Below are 22,126 nucleotides of genomic sequence, written 5' to 3'. Positions count from 1 at the left end.
TCTTCAAACCCCCGTGATCACGAACCCCCCGCAAGGATGACCCCCTCGCGTACGGCTGTGGACGTCGGCGGCATGATGGTCGGCATGCGTGCGGTGGTGCAGAGGGTCGACGGCGCGAGCGTCGTCGTGGACGGTGAGACGGTCGGGGCGATCGAGGGCGAGGGGTTGTGCGTCCTCGTCGGCGTGACGCACGACGACACCATGGAGAAGGCGGCGCAGCTGGCGCGCAAGCTGTGGTCCGTGCGGATGCTGCACGACGAGAAGTCGTGCAGCGATGTGGACGCGCCGTTGCTGGTGATCAGCCAGTTCACCCTGTACGGGGATGCGCGCAAGGGGCGGCGGCCCACCTGGAACGCGGCGGCGCCCGGTGATGTCGCCGAGCCGCTGGTGGAGGAGGTCGTCGCCCGGTTGCGGGCGTTGGGGGCGACGGTGGCGACGGGGCGGTTCGGGGCGAAGATGCGGGTGTCGCTGACGAACGACGGGCCGTTCACGGTGCTGCTGGAGATGTAGGGCGCCGGAGCTGTCGCGGGCCGGCGGGAGGGGTCGCCTCCTTGCGGGCGAGTAGGTGGATCTCCTGGAACTGCCGTCGGTCGGTGGGCTGGGGCTCGCGAACCATCCGGGCCACCTCGGCCAACCCGGACTCGCGCAGCATCGCGGCGAGGTGATCAGGGGACCACCGGTAGGCGGGCGCGACCGCGTGATCGAAGACCTGCGTCGGGTGGGACGGATCCTCGCTCGCCGAAAAGCCGACCAGAAGGTGGCCGCCGGGCGCCAGCACACGGTGGAACTCCGCCAGGATGACGGGGAGTTCCCGCGGCGGAGTGTGGATGATGGACCAGCGTGAGAGTACGCCGCCGAGCACGCCGTCAGCGATGTCCAACGCCGCCATCGAGCCCACGTCGAACCGCAGGTCCGGATAGGCCTGCCGAGCCAACTCGATCATCGCGGGAGAGGCGTCAACACCGAACGCCGCCAGCCCCAACTCGTCCAGATGAGCGGTGATATGGCCAGGCCCACACCCCAGGTCCGCGACCTGACCGTCCCCACTCGCACGGACGACCTCGGCGAAGGCACCCAGGATCGCGCGGTCCAGGGGGCTGTCCCGCAGCGAGTCGCGGAACAGCCGCGCATACGTGTCGGCAGCGGCGTCGTAGGCCTCGCCGGTGGCACTGAGGGCATCGTGTTCGACCATGCTCGCGACCGTAGACGTCCCCGCCGCTCCTACGGCTCGACCACGACCTCCTGCGCCGCGGCCGTCGTGTCCGCCAGGAGCCTCGCGTCGATCGCCACGTTGCGCTTGACCAGGGCCAGGGCCACGGGGCCCAGTTCGTGATGGCGTACGGACGTCGTGATGAAGCCGATCTTGCGGCCGTCGGGGCCGTCGTCCGCCAGGCGGAGCTCCGCGCCGCGCGGCGGCAGGTGGACCTCACTGCCGTCGAGGTGGAGGAAGACGAGGCGGCGGGGGGGCTTGCCGAGGTTCTGGACGCGGGCCACGGTTTCCTGGCCGCGGTAGCAGCCCTTCTGGAGGTGCACCGCCGTGCCGATCCAGCCCAGCTCGTGCGGGATGGTGCGGTGGTCGGTCTCGAAGCCCAGGCGGGGACGGTGGTGCTCGACGCGCAGCGCCTCGTACGCGAGGAGGCCGGCCGCGGGGCCCGCCTTCTCCGCGTACGACTCCAGGTCCGTGCGCGGGAGGAACAGATCACGGCCGTACGGCGTCTCACGGACGGCCACGCCCTGAGGGACCTCGGCGATCGAACCGGCGGGGAGGTGGACGACCGCGAAGTCGTCCGTCCGGTCGGCGACTTCGACCCGGTAGAAGAACTTCATCGACTCCAGGTACGCGAGCAGCGCCTCCTGGGTGCCGGGCTCGACGTGGGCCCAGACGGTCGTGCCGTCGTCGACCAGGTACAGCGCGTGCTCGATGTGGCCGTTCGCGGAGAGGATCAGCGCTTCGGTGGCCTCGCCGACGGGGAGTTCGCTGACGTGCTGGGTGAGCAGCAGATGCAGCCAGCTGAGCCGGTCCTCGCCGGAGACGGCGAGGACGCCCCGGTGGGAGAGGTCGACGAATCCGGCGCCGTCGGCGAGGGCCCGCTGTTCGCGGAAGAGGTCGCCGTAGTGGGCGGCGACATCTTCGTCCACGCCCTCGGCGGGGACGGCTCCGGGCAGGGACAGCAGAGGGCTCTTCATACGCCTAAGCCTACGACTCGGTAGTTGAACTCTTGGTTGTCGAATTCTTGCTGGCCGCACTCTTGCGGGAGCAGTCCTCGCAGCGGCCGAAGATCGCGAAGTGCTTCATGTCCGTGTCGAAGCCGAAGGTCTCGCGCAGCTTGGCCGTGAAGTCCGCCGCCACCGACACGTCCGCCTCGATCACGTTCGTGCAGTCGCGGCACACGAGATGGAGGTGGTGGTGCCGGTCGGCCAGGTGGTACGTCGGCGCCCCGTGCCCCAGGTGAGCGTGGCTGACCAGCCCGAGCTCCTCCAGGAGCTCCAGGGTCCGGTAGACCGTCGAGATATTGACCCCCGACGCCGTCTTCCTCACTTCCACGAGGATGTCGTCGGGGGTCGCGTGCTCCAGGGTGTCCACGGCTTCGAGCACGAGTTGCCGCTGCGGCGTCAGCCGGTAGCCGCGCTGCCTGAGGTCGCTCTTCCAGTCGGTGCTCACCACACCACGAGTCTAGGACTACTTGAAGAAGGCGATGCCGTCGTCCGGCATGTCGTCCGGGAGGGCCTTGGCCCAGCGCTCGACGTCCTCGGCGGTGACGACCTTCTTCAGGTGCGCGGACATGTAGGGGCGCAGCTCGACGTCGGGCGTCGACTTCTCGCCGACCCACATCAGGTCGCTGTTCACATAGCCGTACAGCCGCTTGCCTCCGCTGTAGGGACCGGAGGCCGCCGTCCGCGCGACCGCGTCCGTGACCAGGTCGATCTGCGGCTTCTGCTTGGCCAGCTCGCCGTACCAGATCTCGACGACCCCGTCGTCGCGGGTCATGACGATCTCGACCTTGCGGTCGGCGTCGACGCGCCAGAAGCCGGACTCGGTCTCCAGCGGACGGACCTTGTTGCCGTCCTGGTCCAGCACCCAGGTGGCGGAGTGGTACTCCAGGAAGTCCCGGCCGTCGTGGCTGAAGGTGACCTCCTGGCCGAAGTTGCACTTCTCGGCACCGGGGAAGTCGTGGACGCCCGCGCCCGCCCAGTCGCCGAGCAGGAAGGCGAGGGGGACGAGGTCCTTGTGCAGGTCGGACGGGATCTCGATCATGAGTGGCGGTTCCTGGATGTCCTGGGGGTCCTTGGCGTCGGTCGGACGCCGGTCAGCGCTGGCCCTGGTACAGCTTCTTCACGGCCAGACCGGTGAAGGCGAGAACGCCGACGCAGACCAGGACCAGCAGTGCTTCGAAGAAGATCTCCACGGGGTGCTCCTCGGATGAGCGGAGGTTCGGTACTACACAAGGCCGGGCCCCAGCTTACGCGGCTGGGGCCCGGGGCGGTTCGCCAGGTTCGGTGTTCTGCCCGGTCGAGGTTTCGCTCAGTCGACGTTCCGCTCAGTCGAGGAGCTGGCTCTGCAGGACGACCGTCTGCTGGAAGGGGATCGCCTCGGTGGCGCCCTTCCCGGACTGGACGACCACGGCGAGGGTGTCGGCGGCGGAGAGATACGCCTGCCGCACTTGTTCCTCGCCGTACGGCATGCTCTCGACGTACGCGGCGCGCTCGATGTCCAACAGCTCGGAACGTGCGGAGAAGTCCCCGTCCCGGGAGATGGTCCCGTCGGTGCCGCGCAGTTCGTAGCGCGGGCTGTTGTAGCCGGTCAGTTCGAGCGAGAACATCTCGTCCGCGACGGCCGCCGTGTTGAACTGCAGCAGGTAGATCCGGGTGCGGGTGCCGTCCGGCATGGTCCAGCCGCGCGCGGCGATGTGCCGTACGCCGTAGTCGGTGAGCACCTGGCCGAGCTCGTCGGCGGCGTCGTCCTCCGGCGAGAACTCCTTGAGGAAGTCCTTCGTGGGCAGCCAGCCGTCCTCGCCGCGCAACGCCGCGTCCGCCTTCGCGCCCTTCGGCGCCGGCAGGACCAGGTCCCGCAGGTCGGCGTGGTGGGCCCCCGCCTTGTTCGTCTCCGCGAACGGCCCCGGGCTGCCCGACGGCAACGCCGGCTTCGTCAGCGTCGGGTACTCCCACCGCCCGTCCGACTCCGTCGCCAGGCCCGGCACGTCCGTCCGCTCCATGCCGAGGACCCCGATCGCGGCCGTCGTCCCGACCGCCGCGAACACGACGACGGCGGCGGTCCAGCGCAGGACGGCCCGCAGGACGCGGCGGTCCTTCTTGACCGGGGGTGTGGTGGGGAGGGGCTGCGCCTCGGGCATGGGGGGTGCGGATGCCGGTGGTACGGCGGCCGGCGGCTGGGGGGTGGGCTGCTCCTGGGCGGGGACGACCGTGTCCCCCGCGTCGGGAGCGGGCTGCGTGACCGGGGCCTGTACGGCCGGCGGCGGCTCAACAGGCGTGACCGGGGCCTGTACGGCCGGCGGCGGCTCAACAGGCATGGCCGGGGCCTTTACGGCCGGCGGCGGCTCAACAGGCATGGCCGGGGCCTTTACGGCTGTCGGCTGCTCGGCGGCGTTCGTCGGGGTGCGTCGCTCGGCGGGCGGGGCCTGTTCCCGGTCCGCTGCGGGGCCTTCCCGGTCCGTCGTCGTCTGCTGGTCGGTCATACCGCCTCCCCCGGTTCGGAGATGCGGTCGAGCTGCTCGCGGACGAGCCGGGCGACCGCCTTGGTGTCCATCGGCTTGACGCCGTACGCGTCGACGGTGACCAGGACGTCTCCCTGGGCGGCGATGCAGAAGACCGCGTCGAGCTTGACGTCGGAGTCCTTCGGCGGCAGGAAACAGTTCGCGTTCTTGTGACCCTCGATCTTCGGGCCCTTACGGAAGACGTCGAGGATCTCCAGGAAGTCCTTCTGGAACGTCGCGATGTCCTTGACCGCGCCCTTGTTCATCTGGACCAGTTCGACGCCGGCGGTGAACTGGTCCTCCGAGGACTGGGACTCGGCCTGCCCGAGATAGCTGCGCATCGCCATGCCCTGGATGTCCTGGCGGTCGATCTGCCGTTCCAGCTGGCGACGCTGGGAGCGGGGAAGGTCGCGGAGGGACTCCTTGCGCAGGTCCGTGGCCTGGGCGCCGCTGAGCACGGCGTCGGAGCCGAACTCGCCGATGTCGGGGCCCCGCGTCCAGGCGTCGTCGTCGTACGGGACGAGCATGGCGGCGAGGCCGGTCCGCTCGGGGGCCTTCTTCTGTTCGGCCGTGACCTTCGGGAACTTCCAGAGGGGGGCGCCCGGGTCGCGGTCGGCGGCGTCGACGGTTCGCGCGGTGTAGCCGACGGCACCGATGGTGGTGGCGAGCAGCAGCACACAGGCCGCGACGGCGGCGATACGGCCGCGTCGGCGGGGTTTCTTCTCGCTCACGCCGGGGAGTTGCGGCTGGGCGGATTGGTCCGCAGGTGCGTGGGTGGTGGATCGGCCTTCGGCCTCGGCCTCGAACGCCGGACGGGCTGAATCGGTCGGCTCGTGCTCACCCGCCGTATCGGCCGGAAGCTCCGGAAGCTCCGGAGAAGTCTCGTTCACAGCCGCTCCATCTGACGCTCGGCCACGTCGAGGATCTTGGACTTGGGGATGGGCTTGGTGTCGGTGAGCCAGATTTCGAGGGCGATGTCGCCGCGCCAGGCGTGCGCCTCGGCGGTGTAGTAGGGCAGGTAGCCGGGCTCGGTCTCGGGCTGGTTGTGGACGTAGGCCATGCCGTCGCCGGTGCCGGGGACGGGCCAGCTGTCGGTGTCGTCCTCTTCGGTGGCCCAGTAGTAGGCGTTGTCGGCGTTGTCGGAGGCGGCGAGGAGCTCCTCCTGGTGGTACTGGACGAGGCGGATCTCCACCCGGAACGTGCTGCCGACCTGCCAGCCGGTGACGGCCACCCTGCGGAACTCCTCCTCCACGAGCGAGGCGAACGCGCCGTCCGGCTTCTTGTAGAAGCTCGCGTAGCCGGCCATGTCCACCCAGCCGTCGTCACCGGACACGGTCCCGAACCCGGTCGCGCCCCTCGGCTTCTTCAGCAGCAGCTTGCGCAGGTCCCCGTCGGTGCGCACCTTGCGGTCCTGCTCGGCCGAGAGCGGCTCGGGCCCCTTCCCCTTCGCCTGTGCGAGCACCGGCTGCGACAGCGGGGGCAGCTTGGTGGGCTCCCGGTCGGCCTGTACGAGGAAGCCGGTGCAGGTCCCGGCCACGAGCCCGAGGGCGGCCGCCCCGGCGATCAGCGCCGCCGTACGCCCACGCCGCCGCCGCGGCCGGCCGGCGGGAACAGGGGCGTCAGCCGCCTCAGCCGGCGCCGCGGCCATCTCAGCGGCATCGGGCGCTTCCGAGACTCTCGACGCTTCCGGCTCTTCCGGCACTTCCGGCACTTCAGGTACTTCCGCGACTTCCAAGGCGATCCCCCACAGAACGTGAAGCGCGGATTCCGTATCCGCGCACAGGAGACCCATGGCCCACACATCGGGTTGCGCGGGGGTTGATTACGATTCGGACTACCATTCGGCCATGGCGAAGAAGCTCGTGATCAAGGTGACAGCGGGGGCCGATGCCCCCGAACGCTGCTCCCAGGCCTTCACGGTGGCCGCGGTCGCCGTGGCCAGCGGAGTCGACGTCTCCCTCTGGCTGACCGGCGAGTCCGCCTGGTTCGCCCTCCCGGGCCGCGCCGCCGAGTTCGAACTCCCGCACGCCGCCCCGCTCCCCGACCTGCTCGACTCGATCCTGGCCGGCGGCCGCCTCACCCTGTGCACCCAGTGCGCCGCCCGCCGCGACATCACCGAGCAGGATGTCATCAAGGGCGTACGGATCGCGGGCGCGCAGGTGTTCGTGCAGGAGACCCTGGCGGACGACACCCAGGCGCTCGTCTACTGAGACGCCCGTCTACTGGGACGCCCGTCTACCGGGATGCCCGTCCATCGACGGTCAAGGCTGCCGCCTCGGCCGCCTCTTCCCGTCCAGCTCGTCCCACCACTCGTCGGACTTGGGGTCGCCGGAGGGGTCGTCCCACCAGCGGTCGTCGGGGCCCCTGCGGTTGGCGACGACGGCGGCGAGGGGTGGGATGACCATGGCGACGACGCACATGCCCACGGCGACCGGAACCGACCAGAGGCGTACGACACCCCAGGCCAGGACGAAGAGCGCGAGACACGTGCCCATCATGGCGAAGTAGAGGTGGCGCCGGCGGGCGTACATGTCTCCAGCGTAGGCCCGGGCACGGCGAAGGGCCGCACCCCACGGGCTGGATACCCGGGGTGCGGCCCTCAGCTGATCGGGGCCTGCCTCAGACGGCGATCGCGACCTCGGCCAGGCCGCCCTTCTGGGCGACGACCGTGCGGTCGGCGGTGGCGCCGGGGACGAGGGCGCGGACGGTCCAGGTGCCCTCCGCCGCGTAGAAGCGGAACTGCCCCGTGGCGGAGGTGGGGACCTCCGCGGTGAACTCGCCGGTCGAGTCCAGCAGACGGACGTAGCCGACCACGGGCTCGCCGTCCTTGGTCACCTGACCCTGGATCGTGGTCTCACCGGGCTTGATCGTCGAGGCGTCCGGGCCGCCGGCCTTCGCTCCACACATGTCGTACTCCTGAAGGGTGATGAAGATGAAAAGGTCGGTCGGGTCGGTTACTTGTTGGCGCCGAGCTCGATCGGGACGCCGACCAGGGAGCCGTACTCGGTCCAGGAGCCGTCGTAGTTCTTGACGTTCTCCACGCCCAGCAGCTCGTGCAGGACGAACCAGGTCAGCGCGGAGCGCTCACCGATACGGCAGTAGGCGATGGTGTCCTTCGCCAGGTCCACCTGCTCCTCGGCGTAGAGCTCCTTGAGCTCCTCGTCCGACTTGAAGGTGCCGTCGTCGTTGGCGTTCTTCGACCACGGGATGTTGCGGGCGGACGGGACGTGGCCCGGACGCTGCGACTGCTCCTGCGGCAGGTGCGCGGGGGCGAGCAGCTTGCCGGAGAACTCGTCGGGCGAACGCACGTCGACCAGGTTCTGCGAGCCGATCGCGGCGACGACGTCGTCACGGAAGGCGCGGATCGCGGTGTTCTGCGGCTTGGCCTTGTACTCGGTCGCGGGGCGCACCGGAACCTCGTCGACCAGCTCGCGGGCGTCCAGCTCCCACTTCTTGCGGCCACCGTCGAGAAGCTTGACGTTCTCGTGGCCGTAGAGCTTGAAGTACCAGTAGGCGTACGACGCGAACCAGTTGTTGTTGCCGCCGTAGAGGACGACGAGGGTGTCGTTGGCGATGCCCTTCTCCGACAGGAGCTTCTCGAAGCCCTCATGGTCGACGAAGTCACGGCGAACCGGGTCCTGGAGGTCCTTCGTCCAGTCGATCCGGATGGCGTTCTTGATGTGGTTCTTCTCGTAGGCGGTCGTGTCCTCGTCGACCTCGACGACGGCGATGTTCGGGTCATCGAGGTTGGCCTCGACCCAGTCTGCGTCGACCAGGACGTCGCTGCGGCTCATGCTCTTTCTCCTCCGGGGCAGTTACGGCGGGGCGTGCGAGGCGCCTGGCGGCGGTCGGGCCGGGCGCGCACGAGTGTCCCCTGACGGGGCAGGGCGACGGGAAACGCGACAGTCGGGGCTGCCGCTCAGAAAGTGCGACAGAGCATGGCGGCGACGCGGCACAGGTCTACTGCCCGCCGCTTCGTGAGGTCCGCCTGTCGCTTCATGGTTGTCGATCGTAGGGAGCGACGGGCGGGCGTGTCACCGGCATGTCGTATTCTGAGACGCGATCGTCCGGCATGTGAGATATGGGGAGCGTGGGGGCTGCGGTGGCGTTGCGGTGAGCCCCGTCGCTGCCCGTGCGGCCGTCATCACCTCTACGGTACGGACTGCGGCGTCTCGCCTTTCGGACGCCGCCCCGGTACACGGGGGACGCCGTCCGTCGTCCTACCCGGCGAGCTTGACGTTCGAACCCTGCACCGTGATGTCGACGCCGTCCGGGGCCGCCTCGACCTTGTCGAGCTTGATGCCGCCGGGGAGGTCGTCGATGGCCTGCTGGAAGTCGGTGATCGAACGGGCGGCGTCCTCGGCGAGGTCGAGGCCGCCCGCGGAGGGCAGGGAGTCGGCTTGCACCTCGACCGTGTCGCCCTTGACGCTGACGGTGCTGAGGACGGAGACGGTCTGGGGGTCGAGGGCCGGCGGGTCGATCTCGACCGCGACCTTGATCTTGCCCTTGCCGCCGTCGGAGAGGCCGACGACGCGGGCGGTGAAGCCGAGACCGACATCGGTCGGCTCCGACTTGGCGGCCTTGAGGAGCTCGGCGTACGAGATGGTCGCGGTGCCGGTGGCGCTGTCGGCCGTGGCGGAGGAGTAGTCGCTGGAGAAGGCGACGCCGCGCATGGTCGCCTTCAGGTCGGCGATACGGATGCTCTCGCCGGCGTTGCCGGTGCTCGCCTCGTAGTTCTCGATGCCGACCTCGACGTCGTCCAGTTCGCCGCTCGCGACCTGGGTGAGGAACGGGAAGCCCTTGATGGACACGTCGGGGGTGGTGGCCAGGCCCTCGCTGGTCTTCAGCTGCTCGGCCGCCTCGTCCTCGGCGAAACCGACGGCGACGCGGTCGGCGACCACGAAGAGGCCGCCCAGGATCACGGCGACGATGACAAGTATTCGCAGTGCGCGCATGTCTCGGGGTTCCCCACGTAGTCCACTGGGCGGTCCGTCCCGAGACTAATCGCGCCGGGAGGGGCCTGGGGTGGGTTCGTGTGCCTTGTTGATCACCTGTGACAGGACGAATGGGCGCGCCTGACGGGTTTTCGCCCCCGCCGCCCCTACCCGTCCCATCGCCAGGGGCTGCGCCCCTTCGACCCCCAGCCGCGGGCCCGGTGGGGGCTGGTCGCGCAGTTCCCCGCGCCCCTTTTAGGGGCGCGGGGAACTGCGCGAGAAGCCCCACCCACCCGCAGACGACCGACGGCCCCGGGGCCGAAGGGGCAGCGCCCCTGGCGATGGGACGGGTAGGGGCGGCGGGGGCGAGGAAAAGCCCGGTCAGGCCAGCGTGCGGCCCAGCAGGTACACCGCCGGGGCCGCCGCCGTGAGGGGCAGGGCGACGCCCGCGGTGAAGTGGACGAAGCGGGAAGGGTAGTCGTAGGCGGCTACTCGGTGGCCAATGAGGGCGCAGAGCCCGGCCGCGCCGCCGAGGAGGGCACCGGACGTGCCCAGGTCGGTCGCGCCACCCACCGCGATACCCGCGCCGGTCGCCGCCAGCAGGGCGACGACCACCGAGGCCGGTGTGGGGAGCGGCAGCGCGCGGGCCAGGACGGCCACCGCCACCGCGATCCCGCCCACCGTCACCGCGTCCGCCACGGCCGCCAGGTACCCGGCCGCGATGATCGACAGCGCCGCCGAGGCGACCGTCGCCATCAGGCCGTACATCCGCTCGTCCGGGTCCGCGTGGCTGCGCAGGCCGAGCACGATCCCGAGCAGCACCCACACGCCCAGCGTCCCGAGGATCGCGGCGGGTGCGTGCCCCCGGCCGGCCGCGAAGAGGGCCACGTCCGCGGCGAGCGCGCCCGCGAAGGCCAGCACGATGCCCTGCCGGGCCGGCCACATGCCGTTCAGCCGGAACCAGCCCGCCGCCGTCACGGCCTGCAGGATCACCAGGGGTACGGCGAGGGCGTACTCCCCGATCGCGGCGGCCCCGGCCAGCAGCAGGCCCAGAACGGCCGTGATCAGCGCGGGCTGCATCCCGGGCTCGATGATCGGCGACCGGCCCTCGGCCCGCGCCCGCTGGGCGTCGGTGACCCGGGTGTTGCCGGTGACGGTCGCGGGGCCGTAGCCGGGCTCTGGCTCCGCCACGGGGGCGGTCCGGGGCTGGGCCTGAGCCTGCGGCTGGGGCTGGGGCTGGGGCGCGTACTGGCCGTACTGCGCGTACTGGCCGTCCGCCTGCGCCGGCACGTACGCCGTCTCCGTCAGGTCGGCCGCGGCCGCGGTCTGGGCCTGGGCCTGGGCCTGGATCTGGGTCTCCCAGGTCTGGCCCTCCCACTGCTGGGTGTACTGCTGGCTCTCGTCGTAGCCCTGCCACTGCGGCTGCGCCTGGGCCCCGTAGTGCTGGGCCTGCTGGGGCTGCTGGTACCCCTCGTAGCCCTGGTGCCCGTGGTGCCCCTGGTGGCCCTCGTGCCCGTACGGCTGGTTGCTCATGATGTGGGGGTCACCCTCCTGCGAACGGCGGGAGCACCTCGACCGTGCCGCCCTCGGCCAGACGTACCGTCTCATGCTCACGGGTGCCCACGGGGTTTCCGTCGACCAGGAACGAGCATCGCCGCAGTACGCGGGTGAGTTCGCCGGGGTGTCGCTCTCGGGCCGCGGTCAGGGCGTCCGCGAGGGTGGCCGCGTCGTAGGGCTCCTCGGCGATGCCGGCTGCGGCCTTGGCCGCGGCCCAGTAGCGGACGGTGCCCTTTGGCATCTGCGTTCCTCTGTGACTAGTCGTGACAGGGATCAGGCTACGGGGGAGTTCGCGTAGCGGGGAAACCGCGGGTCGGTGGGGGCTGATCGCGCAGTTCCTCGCGCCCCTGAAGAGCCCTGGATCATCAGGCGCCATCGGCTAGCGGGGCGCCGCGCCCGACCCCTTCTTCGTCACCCATCCCCCGATCCGCTCCAGCAGTTCCTCCCCCGCCGCGTTCTCCGCGTGTCCCATCCCCCTCTCCAGCCACAGCTCCCCGTTCTCCCCCGCCGCGGCCGCCAGCATCTCGGGGTGGTCGACCGGGAAGTAGCCGTCGCTGTCGCCGTGGACGATCAGGAGCGGGGTCGGCGCGATGAGCGGTACGGACTCCACCGGGGAGAGCGGGACCGGGTTCCAGTCGCGGTGGTGGATGCGGGTGCGGAAGCCGTAGCGGCCGAGGAGGCGGCCGGTGGGGCGGGTGACGAGCCAGTGGACGCGGCGCATGGGCGCCGTGCCCCGGTAGTACCAGCGGGCGGGGGCGCTGACGGAGACGACGGCGTCCGTGCCCGCGTCCGGGTCCGCCGCGTGGCGCAGGACGATCGAGCCGCCCATCGAGAAGCCGACCGTGGCGATGTGGTCGTGGCCGAGTTCGCGGGCCCAGCGGACCGCCGCGGCCAGGTCGAGGACCTCGCGGTCGCCGACCGTGGAGTGGCCGCCGGATCGTCCGTGGCCACGGAAGGAGAAGGTGATGACGGACCCGTACCGGGCGAGCATCTCGGCCACTCTTCGAACATGCGGACGATTGGCGTCGCCCGTGAAGCCGTGGGCGACGACAACGGCAAGGTGGCCGGAGGATGGCGCTCCGGTGTTGCCGGAGGCGTTGTATACAACGGCTTTCGGGTCGTATACGGCCTCGATGTTCACCCCGTCGTCAGTGCGCAGAAACCTGCGCAAACGGGCTCGGGGCGGCCGCGAAGGGGTTTGATCGGCCGTCTCAGAGTTCGGAATGTCGAAAGATCGCGTCACATGACCTGCCGGACCAGCACTCATGTGGGCTATTCTGCTGGACAGAGGACTCGGGCAACGTAGCCCCCGGGTCCTTTTGTGCTTTCGGTAGCGTTGTATACGAGCGGGAAACGCCAGGTGACCGCAGGTGTACGGGCCCGGGATCGCAGAGCAGAACGCTGTGAAGCTCCACAGTCGCAATCGCTGTGCCGCAGTGCCGCACATGTCCTCGCAGGGACCGAGGAGGAACCAGACGTATGAGTTCTCTGCTGCTCCTGACCAACGCCCTTCAGCCTTCCACAGAGGTGCTTCCGGCCCTCGGCCTGCTGCTGCACAACGTGCGCGTGGCTCCGGCGGAAGGCCCCGCTCTCGTCGACACCCCCGGTGCGGACGTCATCCTGATCGACGGACGCCGTGATCTCCCGCAGGTCCGCAGCCTGTGTCAGCTGCTCCGCTCCACCGGGCCCGGCTGCCCCCTCATCCTCGTCGTGACCGAGGGCGGTCTCGCCGCCGTCACCGCCGACTGGGGCATCGACGACGTACTCCTCGACACGGCCGGCCCCGCGGAGGTCGAGGCGCGACTGCGACTGGCCATGGGCCGGCAGCAGATCGTCAACGACGACTCCCCGATGGAGATCCGCAACGGCGATCTCTCCGTGGACGAGGCGACCTACAGCGCCAAGCTCAAGGGCCGCGTCCTCGACCTCACCTTCAAGGAGTTCGAGCTCCTCAAGTACCTCGCCCAGCACCCGGGCCGTGTCTTCACCCGCGCCCAGCTGCTCCAGGAGGTCTGGGGCTACGACTACTTCGGCGGTACGCGGACGGTCGACGTCCACGTACGACGGCTGCGCGCCAAGCTCGGCCCCGAGCACGAGTCGCTGATCGGGACCGTCCGGAACGTCGGTTATCGATTCGTTACGCCGGAGAAGGCGGAGCGCGCGGGCGACGACGCGAAGGCCAAGGCGGCCCCGCCAAAGGCGGCGGATGCGGACGAGACGGCGTCCCTGGACCCCGCCGAGATCGCGGCCGAGGCGTAGTGGCCGACCCCATCGGGTCCCCGGCGGGCGCCGTACGCACAGCTCCCGCACAGGGAAGCCGGCGTACGCCCTGCCCAGGGGCGTTCCATCCGCGTAGACTCCGCGCGTGGCCAAGGTGACTCGGGATGACGTGGCGAGACTGGCGGGTACATCGACCGCCGTCGTCAGCTACGTCATCAACAACGGACCCCGGCCGGTTGCCCCGGCCACGCGCGAGCGTGTCCTCGCCGCGATCAAGGAACTGGGGTACCGGCCCGACCGCGTCGCCCAGGCGATGGCGTCGCGGCGCACCGATCTCATAGGCATGATCGTGCCGGACGCGCGCCAGCCCTTCTTCGGGGAGATGACCCACGCGGTCGAGCAGGCCGCCGCCGAGCGCGGAAAGATGGTGCTGGTCGGCAACACCGACTACGTCGCCGAGCGCGAGGTCCACTATCTGCGGGCGTTCCTCGGGATGCGGGTCTCCGGGCTGATCCTCGTCAGCCACGCCCTCAACGACAACGCCGCTGCGGAGATCGACGCGTGGGACGCGCGGGTCGTGCTGCTCCACGAGCGGCCCGAGGCGATCGACGACGTGGCCGTGGTGACCGACGACGTCGGCGGGGCGAAGCTCGCCGTGGACCATCTGCTCTCGCACGGCTACGCGTATGTGGCCTGTATGGGTGGCATCGCCGAGACGCCGCTCGTCGGCGACCCCGTCTCCGACCACGTCGAGGGCTGGCGCCGGGCGATGGACGAGGCCGGGATCTCGACCGAGGGGCGCCTCTTCCAGGCGCTCTACAACCGGTACGACGCGTACAAGGTGGCGCTGGAGCTGCTCTCCGGGCCGGATCGGCCGCCGGCGATCTTCTGTTCCACGGACGACCAGGCCATCGGTGTGCTGCGGGCGGCGCGTGAGTTGCGTATCGAGGTGCCGAGCGAGTTGGCCGTGGCCGGGTTCGATGACGTCAAGGAGGCGGCGCTGACTGATCCGCCGCTGACGACGGTCGCGACGGATCGTACGGGGATGGCTCGGGCCGCGGTGGATCTGGTGCTCGATGACGGGATTCGGGTGGCCGGGTCTCGGGGTGAGCGGGTGAAGCTGTTTCCGTCGAAGCTGGTCGCGCGGCGGTCTTGCGGGTGCGGATAGCGTCGTAGCGGGGTGGGTTCGTTGTCGGCTGCGGGTTCGTCGTGGCTGGTCGCGCAGTTCCCCGCGCCCCTTGAAAGCACGTGGTTGCCCTCGTGCCCAAAGCGCACCAAGGCCCACGCCCCTTAAAGGCCCGTTGTTGGCCTCGACCCCCAAGCGCACCAAGGCCCGCGCCCCGAGAAACGGGGCGCGGGCCTTGTCGTGATCGGTTTTCTTAGAACAGCGCGTTGTACTGGTTGTAGCCCGTGCCCAGCTTGATACGGCTGGCGAACAGGGAGGTCGAGGCCTTGTTCGTGCCGGGGTAGAGCCAGAGGGTGCCGCCGGAGTCGCGGGCCATGACGTCGGCGATGGCGTCGCCGGTGACGTCGCCGTTGGTGACGTAGGCCGTGAACGTCCAGCCCGTGCGGGCCTTGATGCGGGGGGACCAGGGGGTCGAGGCCTTGCCGGTGCCCTTGTAGAGGTAGAGCGAGGCGTCGGAGAAGCGGACCAGGAGGTCGGGCTTGCCGTCGCCGGAGAGGTCGCCGCGGCCGAGGAGCTTGGCGCCCTTCCAGGCCTTGTTGATCACCCGGGTCTTGGCGTTGAACTGGCCGTTGCCCTTGCCGGGGTAGAGGTAGACCGAGCCGTCGGCGTCGAGCGCCAGAAGGTCGGGGAGGGCGTCGCCGGTCATGTCACCGGGGATCGCGTACGACTTGTAGCCGCCCCAGACGGAGCTGATCTGCATCCACGTCCACTCCCAGGTGGAGTGGTTCATGTAGCTGCGGTACAGCTTGCCGTCGTTCTTGTCCCGGATGATCAGGTCCTGGTAGAAGTCCCGGTCCAGGTCGGCCTGCATGCCCCAGCTCGCGCTCTGCCAGCCGTTGCCCTGGTACGCGCGCGTGGCGAGCGACGTGCCCTTGCTGTCCTGCTGGAAGAGGTTCCCGGAGGGCGTACGGGCGAGGAGGTCGGCGCGGCCGTCGTACGTCAGGTCGGTGTCGTCGATCCGGGGCTGGGCGGCCCAGGTGTACGCGGAGACCTTGGTGAAGACCGGGTAGGCGCCCTTGGCGGTGCAGCCCGAGACGCCCCACGAGACGATGCCGACGACCTTGCCACCGACCACGAGGGGGCCGCCGGAGTCGCCGTTGCAGGTGCTCGTGGTGCCCTCGTCGCCGCCGGAGGCCGGGGTGCCGGCGCAGACCATGGAGCCCTCGGCGAAGTAGTCCGTGCCGAGGATCGACTTCATGGCGCTGTCGCAGGTCGTGTCCTTGACCAGCGGCAGCGTCGCCTTCTTGAGCTTCGCGGACAGCTGGGCGTCCGCACCGCCCGAGGTCAGGCCCCAGCCGTACACCGTGGCGTTGGTGCCCGCGGTGTAGAGCGCGCTGTCGTCGGACGCGGCCAGGCGCAGCCACTTCTGCTCCAGCGGGCGGTCCAGGGTGAGGACGGCGACGTCGTTCTTGATCGTGCTCTCGTCGTACTTCGGGTGCTCCCAGTCGCGCAGGACGCCCGCGACCGTGCCCGTGGTGTCGTCGTAGAGGTCGGTCGTGCCGGCCAGGACCGCGCCGTTCGTCTCCCAGTCGAGGCCCGAGACGCAGTGGGCGGCCGTGAGGACCTTGTTCGGGGCGACCAGGGTGCCGCCGCAGAAGTAGCCCTCGTCGGTGGTCGAGTCGTAGTAGGCGAGCTGGACCATCCACGGGGCGGTGGAGATGGTCGTCTCGCTGCCGCCGATGATGAAGGGGGACTGGTTCGAGGCGTCCGACGAGTCCTCGGACGCGTCGGCGGAGTCGTCCGTCGCCGGTCTCGCCTGGTCCTCCGCCGCCTTGATCACACGTTGGCGGAGTTCCTTGGCGGAGGCCTTCGGCGCGGTGGGCTGGTCGAGGGTGACGGAGGGCCGGTCCGACGCGTCGGCGGCTGTCGCGGGCTGCGCCGCGAGGACGCCGGCGCCGCTCAGCGCGAGCGCGAGGGCGGCGGCCGGAAGTGCCTTGAAGGCACGTATCACGCAGGGCTCCTGGGATGCGAGGGTGCGGGTGGGTGTCGTGGGCAGCCCGAGCAGGGCGTTACGACGCCGACCGCCCCGTACCCGGTTGTCCCGGCCACGGGTCGTATCGCGGAGCCCCCCTCCGGCTGGGTGATCGTAGGACTCGTACGTCCCGTCGTACACAGGAATCACAGGAATCCCAGGGGTCGGACAAGTATTCGGATGCCGCGTTCCGCGATATCACCGCACGGCAACCTTTTGTTTCCCTTCCGGGCAGTGGCCCAGCGCCTTTACAGGGGGCGTACGAGGTTCTGGCGGGCTTCTCAGGAAGCACTCAGGAAGGTCTCATGGTCGGGCGGCAGGCTCTGAGTCATGACCGAGAGCTTCCGCCGCAGCGGCGAGTACGAGAACCCCCTCCAGGGTCAGCAGCAGCACTCCGGGTACGCCGAGGGCGAGACCCCGCAGCAGCCCGCGTACCTCCAGCAGCAGGCCTCCGCCCCGGTGAACCCGGAGTGGCCGCCCCCGCCGGCGTATGACCCGGCCGCGGCGGCCTCGGCCCCCACCGCGCTCCTCACCGAGCCGGTCTCCTCCGCTTCCGACTCGGCCTCCGTCTCCGCCCCCGCGTCCTCGCCCTCGCCCTCGCCGAGGAAGCGCGCCCGGGGTCCGCTCGCCCTGCTGGCTGCCGTGGCGATCGTCGCGGCGGCGATAGGCGGCGGGACGGCGTACGGCATCCAGGAGCTGACCGGTACGAACACCACCGCCTCCAGCTCCACCAGCACGAGCGTGGTGCCGACCAGCCAGAAGGGCACGGTCTCCGGGGTCGCCACGGCGGTCTCCCCCAGCATCGTGGAGATCAGCGCCAGTTCGAACGCGGGTGAGTCCACCGGTTCCGGTGTGATCATCACCAGCGACGGCGAGATCATCACCAACAACCACGTGATCTCCGGCGCCTCCGAGATCAAGGTGACGACCAGCGACGGCAAGTCCTACACCGCCGAGGTGGTCGGCACCGACAGCAAGAAGGACCTCGCCCTCATCAAGCTGCGGGACGCCTCCGGGCTGAAGCCCGCCACCCTCGGCGACTCCGACGGCGTCAAGGTCGGCGACGAGGTCGTGGCGATCGGCTCCCCCGAGGGTCTGACCGGCACGGTGACCAGCGGCATCGTCTCCGCGCTCGACCGTGATGTGACGGTCTCGACGGACGAGAGCCAGGGTCAGCAGCAGCAACAGCAGGGCGGCGGGCAGTGGCCGTTCGAGTTCGGCGGCCAGGAGTTCAACGGCGACACCGGCTCCTCCACGACCACGTACAAGGCGCTCCAGACGGACGCCTCCCTCAACCCCGGCAACTCCGGCGGCGCCCTCATCGACATGAACGGCAACATCATCGGGATCAACTCGGCGATGTACTCCGCCGCGGACGCCACGTCCTCCAGCGCCGGCAGCGTCGGCCTCGGCTTCGCCATCCCGGTCAACACGGTCAAGTCCGACCTGAGCACGCTGCGGGCGGGCGGCTCGGACTGAGGTCCAGCCCTCCGACCAGGTAGTTCCCTTCCCGTCCCGCTGAGTCCAAGGAGTTCGACATGAACAGGCAGATCGCGCGGATTTCGCACACCGTCGGGACCGCCGGCGACCCGGCCGGGCTGGGCCTCGCCCTCGCGGTGGCGGCCGCACTGCACCCGCCGGTGACCCGCGCCCCCGAGGTGGCCACGGCACCCGCGACCGCCCGCCGCAACACGGCGGCACGGCCGCACCGCCGTACGGTTCGCGGCTGATCCTCACGGGCTACTGCGTGGCCGAGGGAACGTGCAAGGCTAGGGCCGGTACGCGCGCCCCGTAGGGGCGCGGGACTGTGTCACCATGCGGCTCCGCCCCGTGGGCGCGATCAGCCACAACGCACCCCGCCCCGGACCACGCCCCCGAGCCCCCACGGCGCCCCCGGCCCGTAACCGACCCCACCCGAGGAACGACACCACCATGAGCCCCACCGAAGGCGCCCCCGAACCCCAGCGCATCCTCATCGTCGACGACGAGCCGGCGGTGCGCGACGCACTCAAGCGCAGCCTCGCCTTCGAGGGCTACGGCACCGAGGTCGCCGTCGACGGCGCGGACGCGCTGGAGAAGGCGACCGCGTACAAGCCCGACCTGGTGATCCTCGACGTCCAGATGCCGCGCATGGACGGTCTGACCGCCGCCCGGCGGATCCGCGGCGCGGGCGACACCACACCCATCCTGATGCTCACGGCCCGCGACACGGTCGGCGACCGCGTCACCGGCCTCGACGCCGGCGCGGACGACTACCTGGTCAAGCCCTTCGAGCTGGACGAACTCTTCGCCCGTGTCCGCGCGCTGCTGCGCCGCAGCTCCTACGCGGCCGCCGTGGACGAGACGGCCGAGGTGGACGAGGCGCTCACCTTCGCGGACCTGCGGATGGATCTGGCGACGCGGGAGGTCACGCGGGGCGGGCGGCCGGTGGAGCTGACCCGTACGGAGTTCACGCTGCTCGAAATGTTCATGGCCCACCCGCGCCAGGTCCTCACGCGCGAACAGATCCTGAAGGCGGTCTGGGGCTTCGACTTCGAGCCGTCCTCCAATTCCCTGGACGTGTACGTCATGTACCTGCGCCGCAAGACCGAGGCGGGCGGCGAGCCGCGGCTCGTCCACACCGTCCGAGGCGTCGGGTACGTCCTGCGACAAGGCGGCGCGGAGTGAACAAGCTGGTACGCCGGTACCGGTCCCTGCCGATCCGGGCCCGGTTGTCGATGCTGGTCGCGGCGGCGGTGGCGTTCGCTGTGGCGGCGGTGTCGGTGACCTGCTGGTTCATCGTGCAGGGGAAGCTGTACGACCAGATCGACGCCGAGCTCGACAAGTCGCTCCGCATCGGCGGGGCGATCCAGGAGCAGGCCGTGAACGCCATCAACGACTGCACGCAGACCCCGAGCGAGGAGAACCCCCGCTTCGGCCCCCGGAACACCTACTTCCAGGTGGTCCTGGAGAACGGCACACCCTGTGTACTGGAGTTCTCCGCCGGTACGGTCAAGGTCACCCAGACCGACAAGGACGTCGTCAACGCCACGGAGCGCACGCGGGCGATCTACCACAACAGCACCGACTCCGACGGCAACGACGTGCGCGTCATCGCCCAGCCGGTGAGCTTCACCAACGCGCAGACGGGGGAAACGTCCAACGCGGCCATCCTCGCGGCCCTCCCCCTCAAGGGCACCCAGTCCACCCTCAACGACCTCGCCCTGATCCTCCTCCTCGTCTCCGGCATCGGAGTCGTCGGCGCCGGAGCGGCCGGTCTGGCCGTGGCCCGGGCGGGTCTGCGCCCGGTCGACAAGCTCACCGAGGCGGTCGAGCATGTGGCGCGGACGGAGGACCTGGGCATCCGTATCCCGGTGGAGGAGGAGAGCGAGGACGAGGTGGCCCGCCTCTCCCGCTCCTTCAACTCGATGACGAGCGCCCTGGCGAACTCCCGGGAACTGCAACAGCAGTTGATCGCGGACGCGGGCCACGAACTCCGTACGCCCCTGACGTCCCTCCGCACGAACATCGAACTCCTCACCCGCAGCGAGGAGACGGGCCGCCCGATCCCGGCGGAGGACCGCAAGGCCCTGCTCGCCTCGGTGAAGGCCCAGATGACCGAACTGGCGTCACTGATAGGCGACTTGCAGGAACTGTCGCGCTCGGAATCGGGCCAGCAGGGAGGCCGTCACCTCCAGGTGGTGGACTTCCAGGAGACCGTGGAAGCGGCCCTGCGCCGGGCCCGGCTGCGCGGCCCCGAGCTGACGATCACGGCGGACCTTCAGCCCTGGTACGTCCGCTCCGAGCCGTCCGCGCTGGAGCGCGCGATCGTCAACATCCTCGACAACGCGGTGAAGTTCAGCCCCGAGGGCGGCACGATCGAGGTCGCCCTGGACACGGGTGTCCTCACGGTCCGCGACCACGGCCCGGGCATCCCCGCCGACGAACTCCCCCACGTCTTCGACCGCTTCTGGCGCTCACCGAGCGCGAGGGCCCTGCCGGGCTCGGGTCTGGGTCTGTCGATCGTGGCGCGTACGGTGCAGCAGGCGGGCGGCGAGGTGTCGTTGTCCCGTGCGGAGGGGGGCGGGACGGTGGCTACGGTGCGGCTGCCGGGGGCGGCTACGGCTCCGCCGGACGCCTCATAGAGAGATCTTGGCTCATTGCCAGAAAACCTCGTCCACGACAATCTGCGGGTCCTCCGTACGAGGCACGAAGTCGTAGATCAGCCAGCCGTTACAGTCGTCGAAGAAGAAGATCCGGCGCCCCTTCGGATCGTTGGACCGCAGCGGCCGGACACTCATGCCCGCAGGAAGATCCGCATCGGCGTCGACGCCGCGGAGTAGGGGTCCTTGGCCGTGACCAGCTCGGCGCGCGCGTCGTCGACCATCTTCCGCACCTGCTCGGGCAGCGAATCGCGGACAGCCTGGGCTTTGAGTGTCCAGTCCATCTGCCAGGGCGGCCCCATGAATCCGTCGTCGGTCACTGGCCAGGCTCCAGCCGATGTGCCCGGTGTCGAATATTGGACGACTCCTCGATAAGTGCCTTGGCCTCAGCAATGTCGGTGGCCTCTGCCGCACGGTGGTGGAGATCGGTCACGTAGGCGTCGAGCTTCGGATCACGGGCGATCGCGTATTCGACCCACCAGCGGGCCATGAACGCAGGCACGGGGCCAAGATCGTACGTGTCGGCAATCGCCCGCTTCCAATGCTCGTCGAAGTCGGGGAGGAGGAAGGGGGCGTTCTCGACGATGGCCCTGCGCAGCGCCTTCGGGGTCCGCTCGGGCATGGGAGGGATCGCCGGATCGGATTCCGTAGCGTGGGGAGCCATGATCGAGGGCCTCCTTCGTCGTGCCGTGTCTACGACCATAGTCACGCTCACCGCCCCCGCGTGGTTCGTCCACGCACCGGCTCCGGCCACGACGCGTACGGGTCGGCCGAGACGTCCGCCCGTCGGTCGAACTCTTCATCGAAGATCGCATTCACTGCCATGAGGTCGTGCACACCAGTGGCGTTGTCTGGAGCGCCAGGCAACGGGGAGGGGTGACATGGGCGAAGTGGTTGACGGGGAGCGGGGATCGGGGCGGGCCGCGCTCGGTCGGACGCTGCGATTCCTGAGGGAGAAGGCGGGCAAGACGCTGGCGCAACTGGCCGCCGAGACGTCGTACGACAAGAGCTATCTCTTCCGCCTGGAGAAGGGTGAGCGGCTTTCCAAGCGGGCGGTCATGGAGGACCTGGACACCTACTACGACTCCGGTGACCTGCTGGTTCGCTTGTGGAAGGACACGCAGAGAGAGGTCATCAAGGACAAGTACAAGGCGTACATGGAACTGGAGGCGACGGCTCGCATCCTGTGGATGTTCCAGCTCCGCGTACCCGGCCTCTTGCAGACCGAGGACTACGCCCGCACGGTGTTGTCAGGGTTGTCCAGAGCCCAGACAACGGCAGACAACGGCGAGGAGTTCGAGGAACAGGTGGCCGCGCGTATGGGGCGGCAGGAACTGCTCCACCGGCAACCGGCGCCGAGTGTTCGCGTGATCATGGACGTAGGGGCGGTGCGGCGGCCTGTC

26 protein-coding genes and 1 pseudogene are annotated in these 22,126 nt (G+C 69.9%); 9 read left to right on the top strand and 18 right to left on the bottom strand.

Annotated features, from left to right (window positions below; translation table 11 throughout):
- The first annotated feature begins 84 nt into the window (after window positions 1-84).
- On the top strand, window positions 85-510 hold the full coding sequence (gene dtd / locus JIX56_RS25245; protein WP_257551101.1) for a D-aminoacyl-tRNA deacylase: 426 nt from the start codon (window positions 85-87) through the stop codon (window positions 508-510).
- Here the strand turns inward: dtd and JIX56_RS25240 are convergent.
- The 7 genes from JIX56_RS25240 to JIX56_RS25210 form a co-directional block, all read right to left on the bottom strand.
- A complete protein-coding gene (locus JIX56_RS25240; RefSeq protein WP_257543818.1) occupies window positions 488-1,192 on the bottom strand; it encodes a class I SAM-dependent methyltransferase in 705 nt (234 codons plus the stop codon). The two genes, dtd and JIX56_RS25240, sit on opposite strands and share 23 nt — an antisense overlap.
- 29 nt (window positions 1,193-1,221) lie before the next feature.
- Window positions 1,222-2,187, bottom strand: coding sequence for a CAF17-like 4Fe-4S cluster assembly/insertion protein YgfZ (gene ygfZ, locus JIX56_RS25235; protein WP_257543817.1), 966 nt, complete (start codon window positions 2,185-2,187; stop codon window positions 1,222-1,224).
- A 10-nt stretch (window positions 2,188-2,197) separates the two neighbouring features.
- Window positions 2,198-2,665: a Fur family transcriptional regulator gene (locus tag JIX56_RS25230; protein WP_257543816.1), complete on the bottom strand. Its 468-nt coding sequence runs from the start codon at window positions 2,663-2,665 to the stop codon at window positions 2,198-2,200.
- Between the two features lie 15 nt (window positions 2,666-2,680).
- Window positions 2,681-3,256, bottom strand: coding sequence for an FABP family protein (locus tag JIX56_RS25225; RefSeq protein ID WP_257543815.1), 576 nt, complete (start codon window positions 3,254-3,256; stop codon window positions 2,681-2,683).
- Between the two features lie 283 nt (window positions 3,257-3,539).
- The gene (locus JIX56_RS25220; RefSeq protein WP_257551099.1) at window positions 3,540-4,352 is read right to left on the bottom strand and encodes a hypothetical protein; all 813 of its coding nucleotides are present in this window, start codon (window positions 4,350-4,352) and stop codon (window positions 3,540-3,542) included.
- Window positions 4,353-4,690: 338 nt separating this feature from the next.
- Window positions 4,691-5,602, bottom strand: a complete 912-nt coding sequence (locus JIX56_RS25215; RefSeq protein ID WP_257543814.1) for a hypothetical protein — start codon at window positions 5,600-5,602, stop codon at window positions 4,691-4,693.
- Complete coding sequence (locus tag JIX56_RS25210; protein WP_257543813.1) at window positions 5,599-6,360, bottom strand: hypothetical protein; 762 nt, start codon at window positions 6,358-6,360, stop codon at window positions 5,599-5,601. The genes JIX56_RS25215 and JIX56_RS25210 overlap by 4 nt, the downstream gene beginning before the upstream one ends.
- A 199-nt stretch (window positions 6,361-6,559) precedes the next feature.
- Here JIX56_RS25210 and JIX56_RS25205 point away from each other — a divergent pair, with 199 nt between their 5' ends.
- The gene (locus tag JIX56_RS25205) at window positions 6,560-6,922 is read left to right on the top strand and encodes a DsrE family protein (RefSeq protein ID WP_257543812.1); all 363 of its coding nucleotides are present in this window, start codon (window positions 6,560-6,562) and stop codon (window positions 6,920-6,922) included.
- 51 nt (window positions 6,923-6,973) lie between these two features.
- On the opposite strand, the gene JIX56_RS25200 is transcribed toward JIX56_RS25205, so the two are convergent.
- The 7 genes from JIX56_RS25200 to JIX56_RS25170 form a co-directional block, all read right to left on the bottom strand.
- Window positions 6,974-7,243, bottom strand: a complete 270-nt coding sequence (locus JIX56_RS25200) for a DUF3099 domain-containing protein (RefSeq protein ID WP_257543811.1) — start codon at window positions 7,241-7,243, stop codon at window positions 6,974-6,976.
- Window positions 7,244-7,331: 88 nt separating this feature from the next.
- Window positions 7,332-7,619 (bottom strand): DUF1416 domain-containing protein, encoded by a 288-nt coding sequence (locus tag JIX56_RS25195; protein ID WP_031121416.1) that lies wholly within the window; start codon window positions 7,617-7,619, stop codon window positions 7,332-7,334.
- Window positions 7,620-7,666: 47 nt separating this feature from the next.
- On the bottom strand, window positions 7,667-8,506 hold the full coding sequence (locus JIX56_RS25190) for a sulfurtransferase (RefSeq protein WP_257543809.1): 840 nt from the start codon (window positions 8,504-8,506) through the stop codon (window positions 7,667-7,669).
- A 426-nt stretch (window positions 8,507-8,932) separates the two neighbouring features.
- The gene (locus JIX56_RS25185) at window positions 8,933-9,667 is read right to left on the bottom strand and encodes an LmeA family phospholipid-binding protein (protein ID WP_257543807.1); all 735 of its coding nucleotides are present in this window, start codon (window positions 9,665-9,667) and stop codon (window positions 8,933-8,935) included.
- A gap of 360 nt (window positions 9,668-10,027) precedes the next feature.
- Window positions 10,028-11,179, bottom strand: coding sequence for a hypothetical protein (locus JIX56_RS25180; RefSeq protein WP_257543805.1), 1,152 nt, complete (start codon window positions 11,177-11,179; stop codon window positions 10,028-10,030).
- A gap of 10 nt (window positions 11,180-11,189) precedes the next feature.
- Complete coding sequence (locus JIX56_RS25175) at window positions 11,190-11,444, bottom strand: MoaD/ThiS family protein (RefSeq protein WP_257543804.1); 255 nt, start codon at window positions 11,442-11,444, stop codon at window positions 11,190-11,192.
- A 138-nt stretch (window positions 11,445-11,582) separates the two neighbouring features.
- Window positions 11,583-12,470 (bottom strand): alpha/beta hydrolase, encoded by an 888-nt coding sequence (locus JIX56_RS25170; RefSeq protein ID WP_257543802.1) that lies wholly within the window; start codon window positions 12,468-12,470, stop codon window positions 11,583-11,585.
- Between the two features lie 212 nt (window positions 12,471-12,682).
- Between JIX56_RS25170 and JIX56_RS25165 the strand changes: the two genes are divergently transcribed.
- Entirely contained in the window at window positions 12,683-13,462 is a 780-nt protein-coding gene (locus JIX56_RS25165; RefSeq protein ID WP_257543800.1) for a response regulator transcription factor, read from the top strand.
- Between the two features lie 106 nt (window positions 13,463-13,568).
- Entirely contained in the window at window positions 13,569-14,591 is a 1,023-nt protein-coding gene (locus JIX56_RS25160; RefSeq protein ID WP_257543798.1) for a LacI family DNA-binding transcriptional regulator, read from the top strand.
- Between the two features lie 211 nt (window positions 14,592-14,802).
- Here JIX56_RS25160 and JIX56_RS25155 read toward each other — a convergent pair whose 3' ends face one another.
- A complete protein-coding gene (locus JIX56_RS25155; protein WP_257543796.1) occupies window positions 14,803-16,560 on the bottom strand; it encodes a trypsin-like serine protease in 1,758 nt (585 codons plus the stop codon).
- Between the two features lie 351 nt (window positions 16,561-16,911).
- On the opposite strand from JIX56_RS25155, the gene JIX56_RS25150 reads away from it, so the two are divergent.
- The 4 genes from JIX56_RS25150 (at window position 16,912) to JIX56_RS25135 (ending at window position 20,705) form a co-directional block, all read left to right on the top strand.
- Window positions 16,912-18,060, top strand: coding sequence for a S1C family serine protease (locus JIX56_RS25150; protein WP_257543794.1), 1,149 nt, complete (start codon window positions 16,912-16,914; stop codon window positions 18,058-18,060).
- A gap of 59 nt (window positions 18,061-18,119) precedes the next feature.
- Entirely contained in the window at window positions 18,120-18,311 is a 192-nt protein-coding gene (locus JIX56_RS25145; protein ID WP_257543792.1) for a hypothetical protein, read from the top strand.
- Between the two features lie 202 nt (window positions 18,312-18,513).
- The gene (locus tag JIX56_RS25140) at window positions 18,514-19,248 is read left to right on the top strand and encodes a response regulator transcription factor (protein WP_257543790.1); all 735 of its coding nucleotides are present in this window, start codon (window positions 18,514-18,516) and stop codon (window positions 19,246-19,248) included.
- A complete protein-coding gene (locus JIX56_RS25135) occupies window positions 19,245-20,705 on the top strand; it encodes a sensor histidine kinase (protein ID WP_257543789.1) in 1,461 nt (486 codons plus the stop codon). Before JIX56_RS25140 ends, JIX56_RS25135 begins: the two co-directional genes overlap by 4 nt.
- Window positions 20,706-20,717: 12 nt before the next feature.
- Here the strand turns inward: JIX56_RS25135 and JIX56_RS25130 are convergent, their stop codons facing one another.
- From JIX56_RS25130 to JIX56_RS25120, 3 genes are read right to left on the bottom strand one after another with little or no spacing between them, the layout of a single operon-like run.
- A complete protein-coding gene (locus tag JIX56_RS25130; RefSeq protein ID WP_257543787.1) occupies window positions 20,718-20,861 on the bottom strand; it encodes a hypothetical protein in 144 nt (47 codons plus the stop codon).
- The gene (locus tag JIX56_RS25125; RefSeq protein ID WP_257543785.1) at window positions 20,858-21,043 is read right to left on the bottom strand and encodes a hypothetical protein; all 186 of its coding nucleotides are present in this window, start codon (window positions 21,041-21,043) and stop codon (window positions 20,858-20,860) included. The genes JIX56_RS25130 and JIX56_RS25125 overlap by 4 nt, the downstream gene beginning before the upstream one ends.
- Entirely contained in the window at window positions 21,040-21,387 is a 348-nt protein-coding gene (locus tag JIX56_RS25120; RefSeq protein ID WP_257543784.1) for a DUF6247 family protein, read from the bottom strand. The genes JIX56_RS25125 and JIX56_RS25120 overlap by 4 nt, the downstream gene beginning before the upstream one ends.
- A gap of 217 nt (window positions 21,388-21,604) precedes the next feature.
- Here JIX56_RS25120 and JIX56_RS25115 point away from each other — a divergent pair.
- Window positions 21,605-22,126 (top strand): annotated as a pseudogene (locus JIX56_RS25115) (Scr1 family TA system antitoxin-like transcriptional regulator); the annotation flags it as partial.

It is taken from the genome of Streptomyces sp. CA-210063 (assembly GCF_024612015.1).
Taxonomy (GTDB): Bacteria; Actinomycetota; Actinomycetes; order Streptomycetales; family Streptomycetaceae; genus Streptomyces.
The sequence above is the reverse complement of the archived record's forward strand: the minus strand, read 5'-3'. Positions and strand labels throughout refer to the sequence as shown.

Bases quoted from the DNA above. Each gene is read 5' to 3' on its own strand.
- dtd (WP_257551101.1), top strand. From the start codon at position 85: ATGCGTGCGGTGGTGCAGAGGGTCGACGGCGCGAGCGTCGTCGTGGAC.
- JIX56_RS25240 (WP_257543818.1), bottom strand. From the start codon at position 1,192: ATGGTCGAACACGATGCCCTCAGTGCCACCGGCGAGGCCTACGACGCC.
- ygfZ (WP_257543817.1), bottom strand. From the start codon at position 2,187: ATGAAGAGCCCTCTGCTGTCCCTGCCCGGAGCCGTCCCCGCCGAGGGC.
- JIX56_RS25225 (WP_257543815.1), bottom strand. From the start codon at position 3,256: ATGATCGAGATCCCGTCCGACCTGCACAAGGACCTCGTCCCCCTCGCC.
- JIX56_RS25220 (WP_257551099.1), bottom strand. From the start codon at position 4,352: ATGCCCGAGGCGCAGCCCCTCCCCACCACACCCCCGGTCAAGAAGGAC.
- JIX56_RS25210 (WP_257543813.1), bottom strand. From the start codon at position 6,360: ATGGCCGCGGCGCCGGCTGAGGCGGCTGACGCCCCTGTTCCCGCCGGC.
- JIX56_RS25205 (WP_257543812.1), top strand. From the start codon at position 6,560: ATGGCGAAGAAGCTCGTGATCAAGGTGACAGCGGGGGCCGATGCCCCC.
- JIX56_RS25200 (WP_257543811.1), bottom strand. From the start codon at position 7,243: ATGTACGCCCGCCGGCGCCACCTCTACTTCGCCATGATGGGCACGTGT.
- JIX56_RS25195 (WP_031121416.1), bottom strand. From the start codon at position 7,619: ATGTGTGGAGCGAAGGCCGGCGGCCCGGACGCCTCGACGATCAAGCCC.
- JIX56_RS25190 (WP_257543809.1), bottom strand. From the start codon at position 8,506: ATGAGCCGCAGCGACGTCCTGGTCGACGCAGACTGGGTCGAGGCCAAC.
- JIX56_RS25185 (WP_257543807.1), bottom strand. From the start codon at position 9,667: ATGCGCGCACTGCGAATACTTGTCATCGTCGCCGTGATCCTGGGCGGC.
- JIX56_RS25180 (WP_257543805.1), bottom strand. From the start codon at position 11,179: ATGAGCAACCAGCCGTACGGGCACGAGGGCCACCAGGGGCACCACGGG.
- JIX56_RS25175 (WP_257543804.1), bottom strand. From the start codon at position 11,444: ATGCCAAAGGGCACCGTCCGCTACTGGGCCGCGGCCAAGGCCGCAGCC.
- JIX56_RS25170 (WP_257543802.1), bottom strand. From the start codon at position 12,470: ATGAGTGCTGGTCCGGCAGGTCATGTGACGCGATCTTTCGACATTCCG.
- JIX56_RS25165 (WP_257543800.1), top strand. From the start codon at position 12,683: ATGAGTTCTCTGCTGCTCCTGACCAACGCCCTTCAGCCTTCCACAGAG.
- JIX56_RS25150 (WP_257543794.1), top strand. From the start codon at position 16,912: ATGACCGAGAGCTTCCGCCGCAGCGGCGAGTACGAGAACCCCCTCCAG.
- JIX56_RS25145 (WP_257543792.1), top strand. From the start codon at position 18,120: ATGAACAGGCAGATCGCGCGGATTTCGCACACCGTCGGGACCGCCGGC.
- JIX56_RS25140 (WP_257543790.1), top strand. From the start codon at position 18,514: ATGAGCCCCACCGAAGGCGCCCCCGAACCCCAGCGCATCCTCATCGTC.
- JIX56_RS25130 (WP_257543787.1), bottom strand. From the start codon at position 20,861: ATGAGTGTCCGGCCGCTGCGGTCCAACGATCCGAAGGGGCGCCGGATC.
- JIX56_RS25120 (WP_257543784.1), bottom strand. From the start codon at position 21,387: ATGGCTCCCCACGCTACGGAATCCGATCCGGCGATCCCTCCCATGCCC.